Source organism: Arcticibacter eurypsychrophilus, from assembly GCF_001730525.1.
In the GTDB taxonomy this organism is placed as follows: Bacteria; Bacteroidota; Bacteroidia; order Sphingobacteriales; family Sphingobacteriaceae; genus Arcticibacter; species Arcticibacter eurypsychrophilus.
The window spans coordinates 1-23,727 of sequence record NZ_MDFN01000031.1 but is presented as its reverse complement, the minus strand read 5'-3'; the positions used below and the strand labels follow the sequence as shown (position 1 = coordinate 23,727).

Annotated in this window: 19 protein-coding genes and 1 pseudogene; 9 read left to right on the top strand and 11 right to left on the bottom strand. The window is 37.8% G+C overall.

Going from position 1 to position 23,727, the window contains the following annotated elements:
- Nucleotides 1–7 precede the first annotated feature (7 nt).
- The 3 genes from BFL47_RS15720 to BFL47_RS15710 are packed head-to-tail and all read right to left on the bottom strand — an operon-like array spanning nucleotide 8 to nucleotide 3,157.
- Nucleotides 8–823 (bottom strand): purine-nucleoside phosphorylase, encoded by an 816-nt coding sequence (locus BFL47_RS15720; RefSeq protein WP_069660748.1) that lies wholly within the window; start codon nucleotides 821–823, stop codon nucleotides 8–10.
- The gene (gene lpxK / locus BFL47_RS15715) at nucleotides 804–1,856 is read right to left on the bottom strand and encodes a tetraacyldisaccharide 4'-kinase (RefSeq protein ID WP_069660747.1); all 1,053 of its coding nucleotides are present in this window, start codon (nucleotides 1,854–1,856) and stop codon (nucleotides 804–806) included. The genes BFL47_RS15720 and lpxK overlap by 20 nt, the downstream gene beginning before the upstream one ends.
- Nucleotides 1,857–1,879: 23 nt before the next feature.
- A complete protein-coding gene (locus BFL47_RS15710) occupies nucleotides 1,880–3,157 on the bottom strand; it encodes a flavin monoamine oxidase family protein (RefSeq protein ID WP_069660746.1) in 1,278 nt (425 codons plus the stop codon).
- A gap of 199 nt (nucleotides 3,158–3,356) precedes the next feature.
- Between BFL47_RS15710 and BFL47_RS15705 the strand changes: the two genes are divergently transcribed.
- On the top strand, nucleotides 3,357–3,800 hold the full coding sequence (locus BFL47_RS15705; protein WP_139125842.1) for a hypothetical protein: 444 nt from the start codon (nucleotides 3,357–3,359) through the stop codon (nucleotides 3,798–3,800).
- Nucleotides 3,801–3,846: 46 nt separating this feature from the next.
- The gene (locus BFL47_RS20540; protein ID WP_394332417.1) at nucleotides 3,847–3,993 is read left to right on the top strand and encodes a hypothetical protein; all 147 of its coding nucleotides are present in this window, start codon (nucleotides 3,847–3,849) and stop codon (nucleotides 3,991–3,993) included.
- Between the two features lie 60 nt (nucleotides 3,994–4,053).
- Here the strand turns inward: BFL47_RS20540 and BFL47_RS15700 are convergent, their stop codons facing one another.
- Nucleotides 4,054–8,019, bottom strand: a complete 3,966-nt coding sequence (locus BFL47_RS15700) for a hybrid sensor histidine kinase/response regulator transcription factor (protein WP_069660744.1) — start codon at nucleotides 8,017–8,019, stop codon at nucleotides 4,054–4,056.
- A gap of 294 nt (nucleotides 8,020–8,313) precedes the next feature.
- Between BFL47_RS15700 and BFL47_RS15695 the strand changes: the two genes are divergently transcribed.
- From BFL47_RS15695 to BFL47_RS15675, 5 genes are all read left to right on the top strand, one after another.
- Nucleotides 8,314–11,370, top strand: a complete 3,057-nt coding sequence (locus BFL47_RS15695) for a SusC/RagA family TonB-linked outer membrane protein (protein WP_083257223.1) — start codon at nucleotides 8,314–8,316, stop codon at nucleotides 11,368–11,370.
- Between the two features lie 10 nt (nucleotides 11,371–11,380).
- Nucleotides 11,381–12,910, top strand: a complete 1,530-nt coding sequence (locus BFL47_RS15690) for a RagB/SusD family nutrient uptake outer membrane protein (protein ID WP_069660743.1) — start codon at nucleotides 11,381–11,383, stop codon at nucleotides 12,908–12,910.
- Nucleotides 12,911–13,002: 92 nt separating this feature from the next.
- Nucleotides 13,003–14,148 (top strand): sialidase family protein, encoded by a 1,146-nt coding sequence (locus tag BFL47_RS15685; protein WP_170827335.1) that lies wholly within the window; start codon nucleotides 13,003–13,005, stop codon nucleotides 14,146–14,148.
- 17 nt (nucleotides 14,149–14,165) lie between these two features.
- Nucleotides 14,166–15,320, top strand: coding sequence for a cellulase family glycosylhydrolase (locus BFL47_RS15680; RefSeq protein WP_069660742.1), 1,155 nt, complete (start codon nucleotides 14,166–14,168; stop codon nucleotides 15,318–15,320).
- Between the two features lie 31 nt (nucleotides 15,321–15,351).
- Nucleotides 15,352–16,335, top strand: a complete 984-nt coding sequence (locus tag BFL47_RS15675) for a glycoside hydrolase family 43 protein (RefSeq protein WP_083257221.1) — start codon at nucleotides 15,352–15,354, stop codon at nucleotides 16,333–16,335.
- Between the two features lie 104 nt (nucleotides 16,336–16,439).
- On the opposite strand, the gene BFL47_RS15670 is transcribed toward BFL47_RS15675, so the two are convergent.
- From BFL47_RS15670 to BFL47_RS19830, 3 genes are all read right to left on the bottom strand, one after another.
- Nucleotides 16,440–16,850, bottom strand: a complete 411-nt coding sequence (locus BFL47_RS15670; RefSeq protein ID WP_069660741.1) for a GreA/GreB family elongation factor — start codon at nucleotides 16,848–16,850, stop codon at nucleotides 16,440–16,442.
- 44 nt (nucleotides 16,851–16,894) lie between these two features.
- Nucleotides 16,895–18,289 (bottom strand): glutamate synthase-related protein, encoded by a 1,395-nt coding sequence (locus BFL47_RS15665; RefSeq protein ID WP_069660740.1) that lies wholly within the window; start codon nucleotides 18,287–18,289, stop codon nucleotides 16,895–16,897.
- Nucleotides 18,290–18,579: 290 nt separating this feature from the next.
- Nucleotides 18,580–18,729 (bottom strand): hypothetical protein, encoded by a 150-nt coding sequence (locus tag BFL47_RS19830; protein ID WP_170827334.1) that lies wholly within the window; start codon nucleotides 18,727–18,729, stop codon nucleotides 18,580–18,582.
- A 438-nt stretch (nucleotides 18,730–19,167) separates the two neighbouring features.
- Here BFL47_RS19830 and BFL47_RS15660 point away from each other — a divergent pair.
- A pseudogene (locus tag BFL47_RS15660) lies at nucleotides 19,168–19,830 on the top strand (outer membrane beta-barrel family protein); the annotation flags it as partial.
- Here BFL47_RS15660 and BFL47_RS15655 read toward each other — a convergent pair.
- Genes BFL47_RS15655 through BFL47_RS15640 form a run of 4 tightly spaced genes read right to left on the bottom strand, consistent with a single transcriptional unit; the run spans nucleotide 19,817 to nucleotide 22,705 of the window.
- Nucleotides 19,817–20,683, bottom strand: a complete 867-nt coding sequence (locus tag BFL47_RS15655; RefSeq protein ID WP_069660738.1) for a GIN domain-containing protein — start codon at nucleotides 20,681–20,683, stop codon at nucleotides 19,817–19,819. The pseudogene BFL47_RS15660 and the gene BFL47_RS15655 sit on opposite strands and share 14 nt — an antisense overlap.
- A 3-nt stretch (nucleotides 20,684–20,686) precedes the next feature.
- The gene (locus BFL47_RS15650; RefSeq protein ID WP_069660737.1) at nucleotides 20,687–21,061 is read right to left on the bottom strand and encodes a GntR family transcriptional regulator; all 375 of its coding nucleotides are present in this window, start codon (nucleotides 21,059–21,061) and stop codon (nucleotides 20,687–20,689) included.
- A 1-nt stretch (nucleotide 21,062) separates the two neighbouring features.
- Nucleotides 21,063–21,866, bottom strand: coding sequence for a hypothetical protein (locus tag BFL47_RS15645; protein ID WP_069660736.1), 804 nt, complete (start codon nucleotides 21,864–21,866; stop codon nucleotides 21,063–21,065).
- 11 nt (nucleotides 21,867–21,877) lie between these two features.
- Entirely contained in the window at nucleotides 21,878–22,705 is an 828-nt protein-coding gene (locus BFL47_RS15640) for an ABC transporter ATP-binding protein (protein ID WP_069660735.1), read from the bottom strand.
- Between the two features lie 396 nt (nucleotides 22,706–23,101).
- On the opposite strand from BFL47_RS15640, the gene BFL47_RS15635 reads away from it, so the two are divergent.
- Nucleotides 23,102–23,727: serine/threonine protein kinase (locus BFL47_RS15635; RefSeq protein WP_170827333.1), on the top strand; the 626-nt coding region annotated here is incomplete at its 3' end.

The window sequence follows — 23,727 nt, the reverse complement described above, 5'->3', positions numbered from 1 at the left end:
TTCGTCGTTATAAAAAACTAAGCAATTCTTTTAATATTAAAGTCATTTTAGGCTCAGCCTCTTGTGCAACCCGCACTATTTCTTCCAGAGATACAGGTTCTAGTGCATGCAAAAAACCTTCATCAGTAATTACAGAGACAGCAAAAACCGGTAGTCCCATATGTTTAGCTACAATTACTTCAGGAACTGTACTCATTCCCACTGCATCACCACCAATCATCCTTAGATACTTGTATTCCGCTTTAGTTTCTAAATTTGGACCCAGAACAGATACGTAAACGCCCTTATGGCATCTTATGTTATTTGCCAAAGCAATTTCTAATCCTTTAATTATTAGATTACGATCATAAGGCTCATTCATATCCGGGAAACGGGGACCAAAATTATCCCAGTTTCTTCCCCTCAATGGATTGTCACCAAGAAGATTTATATGATCTTCAATAATCATAAGGTCACCCTTTTTGATATCTTCATTTAAGGACCCACTCGCATTTGAAACAAAAAGGTGAGCAATCCCCAGCATTTTCATCACCCTTACCGGAAACGTAATCTGCTGCATAGAATATCCTTCATAATAATGCAAACGGCCTTGCATGGCGACCACCCTCTTTCCATTTAATAAACCAAAGATTAACCGGCCAGAATGAAACTCCACTGTAGAAATCGGAAAGTCAGGAATATTCGAGTACATTAATTTCTGATGCACGTCAATTTCATTCGCCAATCCGCCTAATCCCGTTCCAAGAATAATTCCTATTTCAGGTTGAAAATCACCTATTCTCTTTTTTATATATTCAGTTGTACTATAAATGCTGTTTAACATATTTACGTATTATAGAATTAAAATACTCATTATCAATAGGATGAATCTCAGCATGTATAGGAATACAATAAACAGGTAGCTCTTCTAAAATTCCATGAAGACTTACAGACCTTAAACGCTGAACATCTTTTTCAGTCGTAATTATAATTTTTCTATGTCCAGCATCCATACTAAAATCCTCTGCAAGTTTACTAATATTTTTCCGGCTGAAAGGGTGATGATCAGGGTAATCATAATGCCTGATCTTACCTCTCACAGATGCCAGTTTATCCAGTAAAGGCATCGGATTAGCAATTCCGGTTAGCAAATAAATGGTATATGAATTATCAAGGGAGGCTAAAGCCATGTTGTCTCCATGATATAGGGGCAACAAATCTCCATACTTCAAATAAGAAAAGAAAACCTGTTGATGCTGAAAAGGTTTTACCCTATTTATAGCACGCTTCCGATCTTCATCAGAAATAGCCTCCGGACTTTTAGTAATAACTAGAATATCAGCCCTTTTCCTTCCCATAAAAGGCTCTCTCAAATTCCCCGCAGGTAAAACAATAAATGGACTATCCAAACTGGTATAGTCAAAAAGCAGCAAACTTAGACCAGGAACAACTGCTCTATGCTGAAAAGCATCATCCAAAATAATTACATCATGATTATCCTGAAGTTGTTCTATACCATACACCCTTTTCTCACAAACAGCAACTGTAATAGCAGGAAATTTCTTTTTAAACTGCAAAGGCTCATCCCCCACCTGTAAAGTAGAATCATCAGATGAAACCAGCCTATATCCTTTTGTCGTTCTTCCATATCCACGGCTCAGCACAGCAACACGATATTTTTTACTGAGCAACCGAATGATATATTCGGCCATTGGACTTTTTCCAGCCCCTCCAATCGCCAGGTTGCCGATACTGATAACTGAAACATCAAATCGTCTCGAGGAAAATAACCCGGTTTGGTAAGCAAAGTTCCTAATTATACCTATTAACCCGTACAGACAGGAAAAGGGAAGCAAAAACAGTCGCAGATATTGCATGTGCAAAAGTAAAAAATAGACCGTTAATTTTTTAAGATTGCTTCAGCAACTTGCTTACCATTTACTAAAGCCGCCTCCACTGTACCTCCATGTGGCCCCTCATACATAGATTCACCCGCAAAATAAAGCGTTTCTTCAACTGGCACCTTTAAAATCGCTTTAGATTCCGCACCAAGTAGAGTAGCAAAACCGTACCCGCCCCTTGAAAAGGGATTCGTATTCCAGTTGAAAATATAATACCCTTTAACTTGTTCAAAGAGAGATTCATTACTCATTCCAAAAACCGAAGAAAGAGAATTTACGGCTTCATCCATTAACTGCTTGTCTGTATAGTCATTTAAGGCTTCCGCTTTCGGACCAGCAATCCATCCACTTAATACAGGCACAGTATTGGGTTCATGCAACCACCAGGTTGGAATTGTTTTATCTGAAAATAAAAAACACGTATCAGGACTTACCATGCTAGTCCAAAAAGCAGACTTAAAACGGATCACAATCTTAATTACTTCACCAAAACCCATGAGTTTAACTGCATTCGAGCGCAAAGGAAGTGGAGGGTTAAACAAAACAGAGCCCGCACGACCATCTTTTATGCGAAGTACACCTGGAGGGATAGTTAGGATCAGTTTATTAGCCGTATAACACTCTCTATTTGAAGTAAGTACTTCCACGAAACCCTTATTCCACCTGATATGAGTAACCACTTTGTGCAGCAAAACAGAACAACCCGCCTCTTGACATTGGGCCGCTAAAAAATCAATCAATTTTCCATAACCGGCATCCACACGATATTGCGGTCCCTCTTTTGACCATTCATTGCGCAAAGAAAACATGCTAACAGTATATGGATCAGCAGCATCATAGCCTTGTGCAAAACGTAAAACTTCACCTCTTAAACCGATATATTTCTCATCATCAAAATAATTTTCAAGAAAATCAACCAAGGTCTGGTCACTTTTCAACAAGTTTAGCTCTTTCATAAACTCATCCCAATAACTTTTTCTATCCGGATCATTTACCTCAACACCCCCAATCAATTTTACGCCTTTCTGTTCCATCTGCGTGTAAGTCAAACCCGCCTCCTTTAAGAGATCAATGGTAACAGGTAAGTCCCCGTGAATAAATTCAGCACCCAATGATATTGGAACAGGCCATTCCGGATCATTAATATCAAGGACACGGCCCCCAACTCGAGCACCTGCCTCCAGAACAACAACCTTTTTTCCTGCTGATGATAATAAACGTGCCGCTAACAGCCCCGCTGCTCCTGCACCAATGATAAGAATTTGAGAATGAGCCATATTTTACATTAAAGCTAAGAAAACCCTACCTCTTTTCAAACAATTCTTAAAGAGTAAAAAAAATTCACCGACAAAAAAACAGTATTAACCGAGAAGTTCCTTTAACCCGCCTAATTATCATTCCAGAGCAATAAAAACGCATATATCTTTGATTCAACAAACAAGGCAAACAAAAATATCAAACAAAAAAAACAAGATCATGAAAACTATTTCAACCCTAACGGTAGCACTCTTAATCATCACATCTTTCCACGCATCAGCCAATGAAAATAAAGGAAAGACCAGTATTAGCCTACCATCTCCAATCGTAACCAGCCCAGAAGATGTAAATACAAAAGAACTTGAAGAATTAAAAAGCGACTTTACATTTCGTTTAACAAATAATCCAGAATTAAATCAGGAAGACTTGAACGTTAAGGAACTTGAAAATTTAAAAAGCAGCTTTACTTTTCGTTTACCAAGTATTACGGAATTAAATCAAGAAGATCTGGACATCAAAGAAATTGAGCAGCTTAAAGTACAAGCCCCTGAGATGGTATGGGGATCACCTTCCGACATTGACACTGCTGCATGTTACGTGATACAGAATTTTAATGAAACGAAAACTTTAAAGAGGCATATGGAAAAGATCATGGTCCCATGACTATTTATGGTTATGTTCAACCTCTCCATCCTCAATTCCCAATGAGATGAGCAAGGCATATCATTACAATGCGAATCGAATGTGGATTTTCAATGTAGGGAATCTTAAAACAGCTAAAGATGGAAAACCAGTTTACTGGCAATCTACCAAAAATTATATTCAACATAGGCAAACCGACAGAAACAACATTTAGAATTTATTTACTGGATCCAGGTTTGGTAATTAGTCAAATTGAAGTGCAAGTGATATAAATTTAAACATCGCTTTTTACTGATGCTACATACTCGGAAGGAGTCATTCCAAATTGCTTGATAAAGCTTCTTCCGAATTGCGCCTGCGAACTAAAGCCAGTGACCGATGCGATTTTCAGAATTTTATAATTCCCCTCTGCCAAAAGCACTGCTGCTTGTTTCAATCGAGTTATATTAATCAATTCATGCGGCGACAGGTTAGATATTGCTTTTGTTTTCCGGTACAATGTAGGTCTGCTCATGTTCATACTATCAGCTAAATAGTCGACATCAAGAGCCCTTTTATCTATATTCTTAACAATGATGTCATTCAGTTTTTCCAGAAAAGCTTCATCAGCTTTATTATAAGCCATACTCTTCACATGCAATAAAGGGGAATGAGCAAAATAATTTTTAATATTATCCCTACTTGCTAACAAATTTGAAATTTGCACTAACAAATGATCCGGAGAAAAAGGTTTTTCCAAATAGGCATCCGCACCTACCTCCAACCCTTCTATTTTAGATTGAAGGGTATTTTTAGCCGTTAACAATACCATAGGAATATGCGTATATTCAATATTTTCCTTCACCGCCTTACATAATTCCAGCCCATCCAGTTCAGGCATCATGATATCACTAATGATCAAGTGAACACTTTTTTCTTTCAGAACAGCAAGCGCTTTTTTTCCATTACTCACCTGAATTACATTAAATTCTTTAATTATATTCGCTATAAATGCTCTGATCTCTACATTATCTTCCACCAACAAAATTGTTGGTCTATCAAGATCACTGTTCTGTAACGGAATGTCATTTTCGACAAGCTTTTCATCTTTACTTATAATAAATTCTTGAGCATGATGCCTTGGTAAGGTCAAAATAAAGGTATTCCAGTATGCATCATCATTCCTTATCGCCAAGGTGCCTTCATGAAGTTCCGCTAGTGCACGTGCAAGTGGCAAACCTAAACCAGTTCCTATCTGGTTTATATTACTATTCATCCTGAAAAATGGTTCAAAAATCTTTTCATGAATACTTGGTGGTATCAAATTCCCATCACTTTTAACTTCAATTGTAAATACATGATCATCTGCTACTAAAAATATAGAAATCGCACTTTTCGCATATTTAAAAGCATTATCAACCAAATTACTAAGTATTTTATTAAGCGCCTCCGGATCAGCATAGACATTTAATGGCCCTTTCGGCAAATCAAAATTAAGCTTCAGCTTTTTTTCATCAGTCGCCAGCTTATACCTAAGGCAGTTTTCTTCCAATAACTCCAGCACATTGATTTCTACAAAAGACAAACTAAAACCTTTAATTTCAGTCTTCCTAAAATCCAGTAATTGATTCGTTAGTTCAATTAATCGGTTTGTGTTCTTCTTCATGATTACCAAATTCTCAGTGATAGAAGGTTCATCTTTCGATTTCTTTATTATCTCTTCCAACGGACCATTGATCAATGTCAGTGGCGTTCTTATTTCATGTGTGATATAGGTAAAGAAGTTGATTTTTGCTTGATACAATTCCTTTTCCTTTTTAGATTCCCATAACTCATTCCTTTGATTATTCTGTCTTTTAATCCGATGATGGTAATATCTTATCCCATAAAAAATCATGAACGCTACTACCAATCCGTAAAATATAAAAGCAACCGGACTAGCCCATAAAGGTGGCTTAATAACTATTTTCAGCTCAGTAATCCGGTCATTCCAAACACCACTACTATTAGCCGCTTTCAACATAAAAACGTAAGTACCCGGAAAAAGATCAGTAAAATACACTTTTCTATTCGTCTTAATATAAGTCCAGTTTTCATCAAGCCCCTTCATTTTAAAGGAATAGGATGTCATTTCCGGAGCTGTAAACCCTAAGGCTGCAAAATCAATATTAAAAGTTGATTGGTTATAGTTTAAGGTTACTTCATTGGTAAAATTGATAGACCTGTCTAGTGGCGAATCCCTACCACTGATGGAAAGTTCTTTGTTGTGCACCTGAAAACCGGTAATATAAACTGGCGGCATAAATTTATCAGCAGTAAACTGTTCTGGCTGAAAACGAATAAGGCCTTTTACACTCCCAAAATACATTCTTCCTTTTTGATCCTTGAATGCCGAACTATAATTAAATTGGTCATTCAATAGACCATTCGATTTGGTATACGACTTCAATTTATTTGTACCCGGATTAAAATGCACTAAACCGCGCGACGTGCTGATCCAAAGATCATTCCCTTTGCCTTCCAGAATCTTATAGAATACATTAGACAGGAAACCACTTTTAACGTTGTACCTGGTAAAATTTTTATCTCTTTCATTTAACAGACAAAGACCATTCTCCGTAGCTACCCAAATATTGTTTTTAGTATCCTGATATACACTATTAATATCATCGCTGCTTAAGCTTTTTTTATCATGCTCATTATACTTATATCCACCTGACCGACCACTTTTTAAATTAAAGAAATATAAACCATCTCTTAAAGTACCTGCCCATATGGTGCCAGTATTATCTTCTAATAGAGCAGAATAATGGAAATTACCCGGTACTTCATTGATCAAAGCAAAATCATTACTTGATTTGTTATAACGATATAGTCCTGATCCGGTGCCAACTAAAATTTCACCTGCTTTTGTTTTCAGTAGACTTTCCACAAAATTGCTTTTTAAAGCATTAACTGCAGTTCCTGCACGGTAGCGTCTGATAACCTTTGACGTTTTTATATCCAGTACATCCAATCCCTGATCAAAAGTACCCACCCATAATTCATTATTTACAGCTAGCAACGCATGAATATTTGTATGCGAAATACTTGTTGATTTTCCTGTAGGAAGAAAATGTTCGAAGGTTTCTGTTTTAGGATTAAATTTATTCAAACCAGCGTCCTCAGTTCCTATCCATACATTTCCAGTCCTGTCTTCACAAATTTCCCTTACAGCATAACCGCTGAGTCCCTTATTTCCCTTTTGAGGAATGAATTTATCAAAATAAGTATACGGTTTAGGAAGATAGTTCAACCCTCCGAAATAAGTTCCAGCCCAAACTCCTCCTTCTTTATCTTTAGTTAAAGTATAAATAGCATTATCAGAAATTGAATACGAATAGTTCAATTTATTTCGCAGATTAAGGTATTTACCGCTTTTTATATTATAAGTATATATTCCAGATTCAGTTGCAATCCAATACTCATTATTTCGAACTTCTATAAAATCCCTTGCATAGATAGCTGTTCGATCGGCATTAGTTATTAGTACATCTTTATAACTTAAAGTTTTGAGATCAAATAATTTAACTCCTTGATTGGAAGTCCCTATGAGTAGAAAGCCCTTCCTCGTATCATATATCTTTTCAATCCAATGTGTTAACGCTGGCCTGGATTTATAAAAAACATTAAACCCTTTAATCGTATTATTTGCGGGATTAATTTTTTGAATAAAGCCATCAGTGGTAGAGATCCATATCTGATCATTTTCTGTAATGGCTATGGAAGTAATTGCCGAATGTACTCTTTGATTATATGTAATTACTTTATTTGTTTCCCCGATATACCGGTAGAGCGTGGCACCTCCTATAAACCAAACATTGCCCCGCTTGTCCGTTTTTATATCCCTGATATCTTTATTTTTCGAAGACGCAATAAGGGTAAAAGTCTCCTTTAAGGGGTTGTACTTGTATAGGCCTCTTAATGTCCCCACCCACATATTCTCATCTGGATCTTCAAATAAGCTATGTATAAAGTTACTACCTATACTTCCAGCGTTGTCAGGGTCATTCCTGAAAATTTTAAAAACATAACCGTCATATCTATTTAATCCATCTTTAGTTCCAAACCACAGAAAACCTTTTTTATCCTGTAAGCTGCACATCACTGAATTATACGACAGCCCATTTTCAACCTGATAACGCCTAAAGTTGTAAGACTGACCGGAAGCCAAAGATGCTGTGCCCAAAAGCAGGCATATTATAAATAGAAACTTGTCCAAATTGATATAGTATAAATTGGTTCTTGGCCTGTAAATGTAAATCTATTCCGTTGGATATAGCTTATTTTCTGACCGAATAGATCTACGCCAGATATCTATTTCATTAATCTTCCAAATTCTAATATCAGAAATATGCACCAATGGTGCAAATTCCCAATATCCCCTTAATTTAAGGCCTAATTGAGACAATTTGAATAAAATTTGAACTGATTTATCAGTCACTTATTCATTATTTAGCCTTTCAATTATGCTGCTATAGATAATTGAACTAACTCAACATAAATACTAAATTGCATGAAAAAACTACTACCTCAGCGGCAGGGATTCACTTCCTGTCTAAAGTTCTTTAACAAAAGGAACTTTAAGGGTCCTAAGACCTGTTTTATTTTTTGTTCATTACTTTTCTTATTTTGTAGCTCAAGCGCATTTGCTCAAGTTGCCGTAACAGGCACGGTTACCGCTAATACTGAACCCTTAATAGGTGTTGGAGTGCACATAAAAGGCACTACTATTTCATCTATGACCGATAAAAATGGCAAGTATAGCCTAACCGTACCCAATCCCGCATCGTCAGTGCTGGTATTTACTTATATTGGCTTTATCACTCGGGAATTACCCTTAAAAAACAGGCCTGTTTTAAATGTAAATTTAGTAGAGACAGCAACTAATTTGAATGAGGTTGTTGTAGTGGGCTACGGTTCTCAACGAAAAAAGGACTTAACAGGAGCCATCTCTATTGTAAAGACTGGCGACATACAAAAGAGACAAGCTACAACTGTAGCTGAGTCCCTGCAAGGCCTGGCCACAGGTATCCGCGTTAGAGGTGGAGGACAACCTGGTTCTGAGGCACAAATCCAAATCAGGGGTTTAAAAAACTTTTCTGGTACCAACCCTTTATATGTAGTAGATGGATTAGTAACCAGTGCAAATCGCGATTTTAATTCAGCGGATATTGAATCCATTCAAATCCTAAAGGATGCCTCTGCTGCCGCAATTTATGGTTCCAGAGCGGCCAATGGTGTGATCATCATCACCACAAAACAAGGACGTGAAGGTCCAATGAAAATTGCATTTTCCGGAAAAAGCAGCGTACAAACCATGCCCAGATATGATCTGGCAGAAACTGAAGAGTTTAGCAGGCTGAATTACATGGCTTATGATAATTCAAATACGCCCAGACAAAACCTGGATCTAGATATCAATACAAACTGGCAGGATGAGACCTTCAGAACTGGAAACACGCAAGACTATAACATGAGCTTTTCAGGAGCCAACAAAGATGGTAGTTATTATGTGTCAGGTGGTTATTTCAAAAACAAAGGAACGGTAATAAGTACCGATTTCAACAGGTTAAATTTCAGAGTTAACACGAAAGGAACAAAAGGAATCTTTACCATAGGTGAAAATCTGGCCATCAGTAATGCAAAAAACAATGAAATGTCGGGCAATCCCATTATTGATGTATTCCGTATGCTGCCTACTATTCCCGTTTACGACGCTTCTCATGCGGGTGGCTACGGTTATGGAGATGAAGCTAAGGCCCGTACCTTTGGCACCAACCCTGTAGCTATCGCCGATCTTGAGGACCGTATCAATGAAAATTTAAGACTCAGAGGTAATCTGTATACAGAATTACAACTGCTGCCTTCACTAAAATACCGATTTAATTTAGGATATGAAACCAGTAACGACCATTATAGCTATCTGAGGAAAGATGGGTCATGGACCCTCAACCAGTCATATGATCCTGCTATCATCAATCAAAATCGGGGACAGTCTTCTACTGTACTTGCTGAAAACACATTGACATTTAATGAAAAATTCGGGCAACATGCCTTCAATGTTATTGCCGGACAATCCTACCAAAAGGACAATTATGCTCAGCTCTGGGGAACTAAACGTAATATTTTAGCCAATCCTTCAGGTGGCTATTACGATGTGCTCGACCAAGGCAATGAGCCTCAAACCGGGGGATACAAAAACCGGGTAGATCTAATTTCCTACTTTGGACGTTTTGAATACAATTATGCCGATAGGTATTTACTGAATGGCGTTTTTAGAACTGATGGGGTATCAAGATTTGGAGTAGATAATAAGTTTGGTGCATTTCCTTCGATTTCCGGTGCATGGCGTATCAGTCAGGAAAAATTCTTTAAAGCATCATGGATTGATGATCTTAAGCTAAGAGCAAATTACGGAACGCTTGGAAGTAGCAACATCGGGCCATATGATTACATTGCCTTTATAAACACCTTCTCTACGATCCCAATGGGTCAGAGTCAAACTATTCAACAGGGTTCAACTCAGGTAAAACTTTCAAATGAAGATCTGCGCTGGGAAGAAGTAACACAGCAGAATTACGGTTTTGATGCTGCTTTTTTAAAAAATAAGCTGACGGTAACAGCAGAATATTTTATATCAAAGACAAAAGATGTATTAATAGAATACCCTTTACTTATTTCAACAGGAAATGATGGGGGAAATCCTTTTGTCAATGGTGCCACACTCGGCAACCGAGGATTTGAACTTACTACTACTTACCAGGACAATTCCCGATTGTTTAAGTATAACATCACTGCCAATTTTACCACATTGAATAACAAAGTTATCAACCTGGGATATAACAAAAACAGAACCTTTGTCGGAAATACAGTTACTGAAGTTGGTAGCCCTATTGGTATGTGGTACATGCTGCAGACTGACGGCCTGTTTCAGAATACCAATGATGTATCCAATTATAAAAATTCGCAAGGCGTAGTTGTGCAACCAGGTGCCATGCCCGGAGATATTCGCTTTAAAGACAATAATGATGACGGTGCAATTACCAACGCAGACAAGGTTGTCGTTGGAAGCCCTTGGGCCGATTACGAAATGGGGTTAAATTTTGGAGCCTCTTACAAAGGCTTTGAATTTACAATGGACTGGTTTGGTTCTTTTGGTTCCACTGTTTTCAATGGTCCCAAAAGTGTGCTGAATATGTTCTCCGATAACTCAAATTACCTGGCGGGAGTACAGCCATGGACACCAGAAAACCCGAATACTGATGTGCCTCGTGCCTATTATGGTAGCACCATAAATTCAAGAGGTGATACCGATCGTTGGTTAGAAGACGGAAGTTTTGCCCGTTTAAAATACATTGGCATTTCCTACAACATCCCTAAAAAACTGATGAGCAAAATAAGTTTCAGCAATGCACAAATCACCCTTTCAGCACAAAATCTGATCACCATTACTAAATACACAGGTCTTGATCCTGAATTCAGTAACTCAAGTATTTTTGAGAAAGGTTATGATTTTGGTGCATTCCCAAATCTAAGAACAGTTTCCCTTGGTCTACAATTCGGCTTTTAATTTTAGAGACATGAAAAATATAATCTCCATACTAATCCTCATAAGTATCCTTATGTCGGTTCCTTCCTGCAAAAAAGATTTATTAAATCAGGATAATCCAAATACCCTTACAGTAGAACAGTTCTGGAAAACCGAAAGTGATGCACAGAAGGGTGTCAACGCAATCTATGCCATGTCGTTCCAATCTGGAAGCTGGGCCAGGTGGATTTATTTCAGACTGGATCTTACCTCTGATGAAGGGTTTAGCAATAGTCCCTGGGCGGAACTTGCAGACTGGACGCGTTTTCAATATATCAATTATAATTTCTGGGAAGGTAACGTAAATACCTATCGTGATACCTACAAAGCAATTTTCAGATGCAACCAGGTATTAACATATGTACCTGAAATACCCTTTACAGATGAGACTAAAAAAACACAAACATTAGCCCAGGCAAAGTTTCTAAGAGCCTTTTATTACTACTATGCCGCCATACTATGGGAGAATTTCCCTATCGTCACCGAACTTCAGAATCCAACAGATTTGCCAAATAAAAGTACTTTGAGTGAAGTTTGGTCACAGGTTGAAAAAGACTTAATTGAAGCAAGTGCTGATTTACCAGAACAATGGGCTTCAAGTGAAGTAGGTAGACCTACAAAAGGGGCAGCACAAGCACTTTTGGGAAAAGCATACATGCAACAGCACAAATGGAATGAAGCAAAGACCGCATTCGATTACTTGGTCACTGGAGCAGGAAAAGGCTATTATGGTTTAGTGAATTACCAGGATAATTTCAGGGCAGAAAACGAAAACAATAAAGAGTCTGTATTCGAGATTCAATTTTCAGATGCGAATAAAACAGCTGAAGGCGATGGTCCAAGCTCAAATATGGGAAGTAATAGAAGTCAGTTTTTTGCACCAAGAAGTATTGGCTGGTCCGATGGTCAGGCAAGAAACTGGATTATAGCTGAATTTAAGAAAGAAAAGACCATTAATGGACAGATCGATCCTCGCTTACGATACACCCTATTTTATCCAGGACTCGAGGCAGACTTTGGAGATAAAACCTATGGTAGAAGTTGGGCGTGGAATGCCGATGAAGCATGGTTTAAAAAATATTCCCGTGATTACATGCGTAACAATGAGGATTATTTTAATCAGATTAACAACCGTGTGATCCGCTATGCTGATGTGTTGCTCATGTATGCGGAGGCCTTAAATGAGTTAGGAAGCACCGCTCAAGCCTATCAATATGTAAACACGGTACGTACCCGCGCTAATTTAGCCGGTCTTGCTCTTGCTTATCCAGCGATCGGCACAAACAAAGATCTATTCAGAGAACGACTTAAAACAGAAAGGTCACTTGAGCTGTGCGGAGAAAGTGTAAGATGGGCAGATTTAAAGCGTTGGGGAGATCTCGACACTCAGGAGGGTGTAAATAAAGTGGCACTCCGTGACCCGGATTTTAAGAACTTTGTAGTAGGCAAAAACATCAGGCTTCCTTTGCCACAGGTTGAAGTAGAGAACAACACCAACCTGGTTCAAAATCCTAATTATTAGTTGCAACCTTAAATAAACTCCGGCAAATGAAGATCGAAATAATAAAAGCGCTAATTACAAAGAGCAGAATCATCAGAATAATAGGTATATGCATGCCCTTAGTATTGTTCTCCTCTTTTGGATGCAGTAAAAAGCCCACTGAAACACCGGTTCCTGTAAAAGAACCTGAGGCAGGGATTCAAATCCACTGGGATCAAAGCACGCTTAAAAAAGTTTCATCTTCTGCTGCCGGAGAAAAGTATTGCGGTTATGCACGGATCATTCAACTGCAAGATCAATCGTTATTAGCCATTTATGAGGCGGACGGTAGTATTGTAAGTGTAAAAAGTAATGATCTCGGAGCTACATGGTCTTTGCCAGTATCAATAGCACCCCGCAATGATGGAATAAATATGACCGTTCCTGATTTATTAGAATTGAAAGATCACACTTTACTCGCTTGTTACAATGCAAGGCCCTACCAAATTTCCCCAACAAGGAGATTTGGTATCAGAACTAAAAAGAGTGTAGATGGCGGTTTAACCTGGAGCGATGAACAATTGCTTTATGAAGCCGGATATCAATTCGAGAATGGATGTTGGGAACCTTCTGCGATACAATTACCAACAGGGGAAATACAGCTATTCTTTGCCAATGAGGGCAATTTTCCAAATTCCAACGAACAAAACATCGCCCTTTTAAGGTCTTTGGACAACGGAGTAACCTGGACCAAAACACCAGAGATTGTGAGCTTCAGAGCAGGAAAAAGAGATGGCATGCCCGTACCACTAATTTTAAAAAATGGTAAAGACATTGTGATCGCTATAGAAGATAACGGATTGATCGATTTCAAACCATATATCATCAGGAACTCCATTCTGGACAACTGGGCTACAACTGTAGATGCGTCAAGCATTTACAGAACTTATGCATTAGCAGATAAGATTAATAATACCATTTATGCAGGAGCACCTTATATCAGGCAATTACAAACAGGCGAAACCATACTATCTTACCAGGGAACGGAAGGCCGGGGAAATACAATAGACTTTCCAGATATGAAGGTGGTTATTGGTGACGATCAGGCCAAAAATTTTAACCGAAAAACCGTTCCCTTTATTATCCCTCTGAACAAATCATGCCTATGGAATAGCCTCAGTGTATTGAGTGACAATACAGTTTTGGCTGTCACCAGCACGAATGCCTACTCAAACTCCACAGAAGTGTGGATCATAAAGGGTACGGTAACATCCAATTAAACAAAAAAACCTAGCCGATGCAATTCATCAAGATCAACATTATTTTATTCATCACCATCCTGTTCCTTCAAGGTTGCTCTGAAAAAAAAGAAGTAACAAATACATCCCGTGCTATTTGGACTAAAGAAAAAGCCAATGAGTGGTATAGCAAACAAGGCTGGCTTGTAGGCGCTAACTTCATCCCCAGCACAGCCATAAACCAGTTAGAAATGTGGCAGGCAGAAACGTTTGATACCCTTACTATTAATAAGGAGTTAGGCTGGGCAGCATCCTTAGGAATGAATACAGTACGCGTATACCTGCAGGATCAGCTTTATGAACAAGATTCTATAGGCTTATATAAACGCATCAATACCTTTCTTAACATAGCAGATCGTCATCATATCAAGCCCATTCTGGTTATATTCGATTCTTGCTGGGATCCGTTTCCAAAGCTTGGCAAACAAAGAGAGCCTATTCCTTTTAAACATAATTCAGGCTGGGTACAAAGCCCAGGGCAGATTGCACTTAAAGATTCTACGACTCATCCAAGACTAGAGGCCTATGTAAAAGGAGTAATTGCAAAGTTTTCTACTGACAAACGTATCTTAGCTTGGGATATATGGAATGAACCGGATAACATGACCGGTCCGTCTTACGAAAAAGTAGAAATCGCCAATAAAGTAGATTTAGTGATCCCCTTAATGAAAAAAGCATTTATATGGGCACGTGCTGTAAATCCTTCACAACCCCTTACTTCAGCAATATGGGTGGGAGATTGGTCGACACACGCAAAAATGAAACCTATAGAAAAAATGCAAATAGAGCAGTCTGACATCATCACCTTCCACAATTATGATAGTCCGGCAGAATTTGAGAAACGAATCAAATTGCTGCAACGGTATGGTCGCCCTATTCTATGTACCGAATACATGGCGCGCCCTAATGGAAGTACCTTTGCAGGATTTCTACCCGTTGCAAAAAAGTATAATGTAGGAATGTTCAATTGGGGTTTTGTAAATGGCAAAACACAAACCATCTTTCCATGGGATAGCTGGATTAAAAACTATACGACTGAGCCTCCTTTGTGGTTCCATGACATTTTCAGAAAAGATGGAACACCTTACAAGCAAGACGAAGTTGATTTAATCAGATCGCTGACCAGCAAAACTAATCTTGTAAATCAGCATTAGAAACAGTATTATTAACATTAAAAAATAGCTAATGCGCATCAATCTCCATTATAAATTATTCCTGCTTCTACTCGTATCCGTGATAACAGTAAGAGCTGAAACGATAATCCCTGACAAAAAACCCACCTCCAAAGACACCCTTTTCCTGGCTGATCCTACCATATTTTCTGACCATGGAAAATACTATTTGTACGGAACAAGCAGTGATGAAGGATTCCTGGTGTATGAATCAACCGACCTGACTCATTGGAAAGGGCCAGCCGGCCGTAATAATGGATTTGCCCTAAGCAAGGGAGAATCTTTTGGCGACAAAGGTTTTTGGGCGCCACAAGTTTTCAAACATAATAACACCTATTATATGGCTTATACGGCCAATGAACAAATAGCCATAGCTACGAGCGACAGTCCATTAGGCCCATTCAAACAAAAGAATCTAAAGCCACTTTCCGGTACAGGAAATCAAATAGATCCTTTTATTTTCTTTGATCAAGATGGGAAATGCTATTTATACCATGTAAAGCTTCAGGAAGGAAACCGGATCTATGTATCAGAAATGAAGCCTGATCTTTCGGATGTACTACTCGAAAAAACAAAGGAATGCATTACCGGGATTGAACCTTGGGAAAACACAGAAAAAACGAAATGGGCAGTTACAGAAGGTCCTACTGTACTGCGACACAAAGATCTTTATTATTTGATCTACTCAGCCAATGATTTCAGAAATAAGGATTATGCAGTAGGTTATGCCACATCCAAATCACCAATGGGCCCATGGAAAAAATACAGCGGCAACCCAATTATCAGCAGGTCAACTATTCATTATAACGGCACCGGACACGGTGATTTATTTAAAGACCACTCCGGAAATTACCGGTATGTCATGCATACACATAACTCTGCAGAAAAAGTCTCTCCCCGATCTACGGGAATAATCAATATGAAATTTATAAAAAACGGGAACAATGAAGATGTATTGGTTGCCGATAAGTTGAGCTTTAAACATTTATTAAAGTAATAAACAATAAATTCATGTAAGTAATGCTAGTGCACAAGAGTCTCTATAAAACTTTTAAAGTAACAAGCTCAATTGTCTCCGCGATGCGGAGACAATTGAGCTTGTTAGACGACTGGTCCATCAACTTCCTGCTCCAGGCCAATCCGGCTGACCTTCAAGATCTCAAACTCCTGTATTCCGCCAGGCATTTCCCACTTTGTAATTGACCCTTTTCGGTAGCCAAGTAAAGCTATGGCGATAGGTGAAAATACAGACACTTTTTTCTTTCTGACGTCCGCTGAAGCAGGCAATACGATTTGAAATATAAAATTTTGCCTGCTTTGGCGTTCCTGAACATGTACGACAGAATTCAGGCCTATAGCGTCGCCAGGAAGTTCATCTTCTTTTACCACCTGAGCGGACGCTAATTGGGACAAAAGATTCTTCTTATTAAAATCTGTTAAAATGGATTCCTGCAGATATTTTCTTAAGATGTCCAGCTCTCGCTGAATCAGGATCAATGGTTGTGTGTTCATATTTTAATTGTTAAATTGATAAAAGGACAAACGGGCTGAAAAATTTAATTGAGATGTACGTACAAAGGCATGGATCTTTCTTGTCCCATTTGGCAGAAAATTTCACTCAGTGATAAAATTTCGATTGCATTGATCCTTCTAAAGAAATCAGCAGGATCTGCATCAGACAAGTGCTCGTATCCACATTGCTGCATGAGCGTTCGATTGGCCTCAACTGTATTGCGCTGAAAATTAGCTAACCGTACGCTTGGAGATGAGGAACGCCGCATTAATTTCTGTTGAAGCAGGCCATTTTCCATTAAGGCGCCCGCCGCACTAAAACAAGCATCAGCACCTAAAGCGCATAGTCGTAAAATATCATATTCAGAAAGGATAACTCCAGTTGCCATTACTTTAGTCTGAATTCCGTAACCAAGAAACAGGTTTTTAGCTGTAAATACAGCCTCAAAGAAACGCTGATCATCGGCTTTGTGCAGCAAACGGTTAAGCACCCATGACTCCTCTATGTTGATAAAGTCCAGGCATATATCAGCAGAAGCCATTGATCTTACCAATAAGTCGATCGTCTCCTTTGCTGGGTTCAAAACATGAATCCCTACTGGCTTACCGCCAGAACAAACCTGGAGTTTGCTAACAAGAGCAAAGATCGCACGTTCATTTAACACGCTTTGATGGTCAGCGTTTTGCGTCGATTGGAGCCGTAATTCAATCATCTTGACATACGGTTTGCAGGCGATCGTCTTCAGCAGGCCTTCATTAATTGAACAATCAGGATTCCTTAAAGCAATATCACCGTAACTGATCTGCCAGATGATATCACCGCCTCCCCTAACTAATTCAGGTGTAAGGCCCTTTTCACCCGAATTTACTGCACAACTGCATATGTTAGCAGCCTGTGAGACGGCGTGAACGCTTGCTTTCTTCATCGCCCCCCTGTCCAGCGCGCCGAAATTGAACACACTTAAACTATAAGGAAGCAGGCAATGCGCAGTGCCAACCTCGACTCTTAAATCAAGTGGACTAAGAGACATGAAGGCCGGGTGGGTCTGCAAATATTCAAACCCTGGATCGTGCTTATTTAACAAATTATTATCCACTACCATTGTCTCCACGCTTTTTGAGCGGCGGATAAGAAGCTGCTGCTCCCTTTTTGTCAATTCAGTAGTCGTCCCATGAACTGTTGTGAACAGTCGTGTAATCTTTCGGGGAATAAAGGAAAAAAGATCTTTCAACCAATGGCCGAACGGATAATTCATTAAAGTGCTGTTTCTACGCCGTGACAAGTCGTGCAAATAATACTGAAAACAAGAAAGCACAATCCCCAATCCAATCAGCAAGTGATTGTTGATGATGACTGCGACAACGACTAAACCGATATTTAAAATAAAAAGTAAGATAAAAGCAAGACCAATACCAGATCTGAACTGAAATTTTTTCATAAAGCAACAATTAAAATTTGGAAAAATAGATAATTGATGACTGGCCCCAAACCTGGATATACCTTTGGGGCTTACTTTACAAAGTCCTTGCTGGTAGTTTGGGCGTAATAGCCGAAATGAAAATGTACAGGTACAAACAAGCAATACAAGACGAGGGACGTTTGTGTTTTGCTGCGTTTATTTTGCAGCATCTTAAAAAACTTGAATGGAAAATGGATCATTTTTTAACTTTATCTGACAGTGAAAAACATCTGTTTTAAAACTGGCCCCAAACCATAAATGGCTAGGGCTTAATTGATAAAGTCCTTACTGCTTTGAAGAGAATCGTATGGTAAGTTATATTGAGGGGAACGAACGGTAAGGCACACCAAAACATTACGCGGGTTGCTATTTGCAAGTCCGGTAACCTGTGTGCCATATGACGTGTTGTTCAATAACATGATCTGTGTAGGTTTAACAAATAGAAAGCTACTTGTCTTTGCTAGAGTTTAATAACGCTGGTGTACATTGATTATTATATTAGCCGGGAGATTCCTTGTCAACCCTCACACCAATTGTTTTCTCCCATTTACCTATTGGTTGAGGAAATTTGTTTTCAATTCTTTACGGTACGACCACTTAGATGGAATCAATTCATACTCAAAGTGTTTAATTGTCTACGCAGTGCGTAGACAATTTTTACATTAGTAAAAACGATAGCAAACTGGATACATAAATGACGCAGTCGATTTACACCCAGCCTTTCCAATTATCTGTTTATAATTATGCTGATAGTGATTACACCATTCTGTAGAAAGAGATAACCAGAGCATAAGCGAAAACTTGGTCCAAGATGCATGGACATTAAATACTTTGGTAAGTAATAGTTTTTTTATAGAGAACAGCTCCTAATGTTATATACCACCGCGGAGAAGACTTTCAGACATACCAGTTTCAAAGTAGGATTAAGGGCAGAGGAAACTTTATCATATGGCCATTCTGTGACTTCAGACGAAAGTTTTAAAAGAAATTATTTTAATTTATTTCCCTCTATGTATATCATGCACACGCTCAATGGGGATAAAGGATCATCTTTATTTCTAAACTATTCCAAAAGACTTCAGCGACCCTCCTTCAATAATCTTAATCCTTATCGCCTACAGGTTCACGACTATATGGTAGTAACGGGAAACCCAAACCTTTTGCCACAGTATACACATAACCTACAGGCAGGGTATAATTTTTTGACTAATTACAATTTAGACGTTTATTACTCTTCGACCAAAAACCTCATTGCACTACTCGCCTATACAATAGATAACAATGAAGTGGAATACAAATCGTTCAACTTCAAAAACGAGAAAGAATATGGGTTCAACCTAAATGCCTCACCCTGTATATCCAAAATCTGGAAGACCAACAATGGCATAACCCTTTACAGACTATCAACGGCTTCTACTAACCTTGGCAACAGCATGACAACATTGGCCGCAAAATCGATACAGACAATAAACCAAAAAAAATATCAGTCATTGACTTACCTTTCTCTCAATTACTCTTAACCAGTAATTTCAGTATAGAACTCGGAATTTCTAATGTTGTTTCCTCCGAGAAATCAGCCTTTATCTCTTTTGCGGTGAAATTGTCTATTTTAATCACATTCACCCCTAAGGTTTTGATTTTCAATTTACCAGCAACAAATTTCCCTTTGTTTTCATTGGTACCATCCAGATTTATGGTGGAATTATTTTGAGCCTTAAAGCTTAAGTTGTCGACACTCTGATCACTCAATGAGAACTCCGAATTATCCAGGTCAACGTTCAAGTTTTTAATTAACATCGTATTAACTGTCTTATAGTTCATTAAGCCACCCTTTGATTTCAAAGTATGGGCTTCCACATTGGGATTTTGAACGGTGAAAGATTTGCAGTTTGCTAAGCTTATATTCAAACTGTCGGAAGTTGCAATCAAGTTAAAATCAGAAGTATTTTTAATACTCAAAGCATCAAACTTGGGTGAATATACAGTAATCAACATCCTGTTTTCATAACTTGGTGTCCGGAATCCCTTTCTAAGAATAATATTCAATACGTTGTTCTTTACCTTAAAGCTTATTTCCTCTTTGGAACCTTTAGGTATTTTAACTCCATAATCATTACTCTGATTCAAATGTAATTCCATACAAGACTTATTACCATTAATGATATGAATGGCATGGAACGGACGATTAATTGGTATCGCTGTTCTTCCTTTAGAAGGTTTTGCAAAAGACTTGTCATTGAAAAACTCATAAGTAACATTATCCTGAGTCTTAGCTGTTTTAAAATATACTTTAGAGACGATAATCATTCCCATTAACGGAATAATGAAGAATAATATGCCTACGGAAATTAATAATTTATCACTTGTCTTCATTTTTTAAGATTTAAAGTTTTGTTGAATGAATACTTGGTAGCGTGATTGTAACTCCTCAAAATCAATGTTCAGTAAATAGAGGTTTCTAAAAACATTGGGTAACTCGTCATCGATAAAAGCAGTTTTCCGATAATCTTTAACTTTACTCATAGCGTCTTCGGCTAAGAAAAAGCCGATTCCCCTTCTATTGCTAATAATGTTTTTTGATTGCAACAACTCATACGTTCGCATTACTGTATTTGGATTTACTTCCAAAGTAACTGCTAACTCCCTTACAGATGGAATCTTGTCCTCATCTTTCCATTCTTTCAATAGAATATGTTCGCAAACATATTCCGCTATTTGCAGATAAATAGCTTTGTGGTCACTAAACTCCATTTCAACCCTCCTTTTCTCTTAATCTCACATAAGTAATAGCCCAAAAAAATACACTTAGTACAATATATAAGGCAATCCACCATTCTGTTTTGTGGATATAAACAATCCACTTAAAATCCCCACTTATTACTTTATCATGAAATATGTATTTATTGGTATATGCGGTGAACGTAATCCAAAGTCCGCTAAATACCATTAAAGAAATCATAGTTTTTACATATTGATGTTTCGTAAAATATACTGACCCCAGGAAAAATAGGCTACTGATTAGAATTGGTACAGAAGCAATCTGTATAATCATATTCGAATTTTTTTCAAAGAAATAAGCTGGATTATACTTCCCCATAACCAATTGCCCTGCATCGTTCATTTGTAAAGCTTCAGAATGAGATGTGTTTTTTAATTCGGAGACTAGGGCAAAATCAATCAAACAAAACACCAAGAGGTAACTTAGGAATGCCAGGATTACTGAAAAAAATAACCCAGTTAAAAACTTTTCCAAAGTAGATGCAGGAACCATTAGGTCTACAATTAATTTAGACTTTTGACCTAATTGAGAGAATTGCGTATTCGCTGCTATTGTTAAAAATAGAGTTCCTAAGATGAAGAATAGCACTACTCTTAAATCCGGAACTAAAACATTTTTCATCCCTTCATTTTCAATAAAACGAAAGTAGTATAATCCATAAGATGCAATAATTACGCCTGCTACTATGCCTAATGAGATTAGGTAAATTTTTCCAAATTCCAGCCATTGTCTCTTCATCAAAAGCCCAAAACGTTTGAAATTGAATGTATTGTTCATGTTCAGTAAGATTAATTGAAAATTTGAGTCAGTTTTTTGCTTTCGTGAAGCAGTGCATTGAACAAAAGCTCAATATCCAGCTTGCTATCTTGTTGATTAAGATTGCGGAAAATTGCCTGGTAACCAGATATAGAAGTTTCAGAATATATTACCGTATCATCCAGTTCCTTCACTCGCTTGAAACAAAGTTTTTGTGTAATCTCTTCTACTGAAGCTTTCAAGGCTATCCTATTCTCATTCAGCATGATCACGGTGTCAATCAAGTTATCCAGATCTCTCACTTGGTGAGTGGAGATGATAATACATCGCTCCTCTGTTAAAGCTGATGCCATAATTTTTCGAAACTGTGTCTTGGATGGAATATCCAGTCCGTTAGTTGGTTCATCCATAATCACCAAACGAGCTTGTGTGGATAGGCCAAAAGCAATGATAAATTTTTTCTTCTGCCCATAACTCATCTCATTTAGGCGCTGGTCTGACTGAATATTAAATTCATCTATCAGCGATTTAAATCCCTCATAATCGAACTTCGGGTAAAATGGAGCAGTGCCCTTCAGGTAATTATCAATATAAATTGATGGAAGCTCAAACTCTTCCGGAATGAAACAAATCTCCTGCAGCAGTGCAGGTTGCCTTTGCTTAGGGTCAAAACCCATCACATTTAGTGTCCCGCTTTGCGCGTAAACTAAACCGGCTATATTTTTTAATAAGGTTGATTTCCCGGCTCCATTTTCGCCAAACAAACCATAGATATGACCGCAGCTTAACTGCATATTCATATCTCTGAATAATAATGGACGTTTATTGTAACCGAAATTTAGGTTTTCGATAATGATCATTGACTAGTGTATTAGTTAAATAATACACTAATGTATTAATCTATATTTACATCACAAAATATTTTTATTTATTTTAGGAATTAGATAGCCTTATAGGACCAGAGCACGATACTCCTTTTAACCTTTCAATTTGCCTCAATCTTAAGTATCGAAAAAATTATTTTAAACTTTATAATTAAAAGCTAAATGTTTAAGAAAAAAGAATTAAGATTGTCTGCCGATTTACTTCTCTAAACCTAAAGCCTAAAAAAAGGAACCAGTATATAACTGCATGATATAATAATTTCAGTTTACATTGCTTCTGATCAGAATAATCATTTAAGTGCGGTTCAATGTGGAGTTATTGCTATAGTTTGAGAAGATAGCTCAAATGCTATCAATTGTACATACCTAAAAATGATGAAGTCAATAGCCCTATCAAATGAGTTTTTAAAGGAATTCAAAATCAAGCATTATCAACAGGCTGCTTTAAGTGGCCAAAAAACAGTTTTTATAGTTGATATTGATGATAGCAATTATGCACTTAAAATCATTCACATTGCAGATGAACGTTTTGATCGGGAAATTGAAATTTGCCAGAAATTCAATCATATTGAGGGAATTCCTTCCATTATAAGCGTTAAAAAATTTAATGGGGACACTATAATATTGGAAGAATTCATTGAGGGAAATGATTTATCTGAACTATTGGATTTATATATCGGACAGGAAGAAAAGGTTTTAAAACTAATTTACGAAGTTGCAATAATATTAAAACCGGTATGGGAATCAAGATATGTTCATAGAGATCTTAAACCCCAAAATATCAGAATTAGAAGCACGGGAGCACCCGTCGTTCTCGATTTTGGTATAGCAAGAGCGTTAGGTGTTGAGACAATTACTGCCGCAGGCTCACAACCTTTGTCTTTTTATTATGCAAGCCCAGAGCAATACGAGGGAATAAAACAACTAGTTTCCTATAGAACAGATTTTTTCTGCCTGGCTATACTAGCGTATCCGCCCTACCAACCCATATTGCAGGA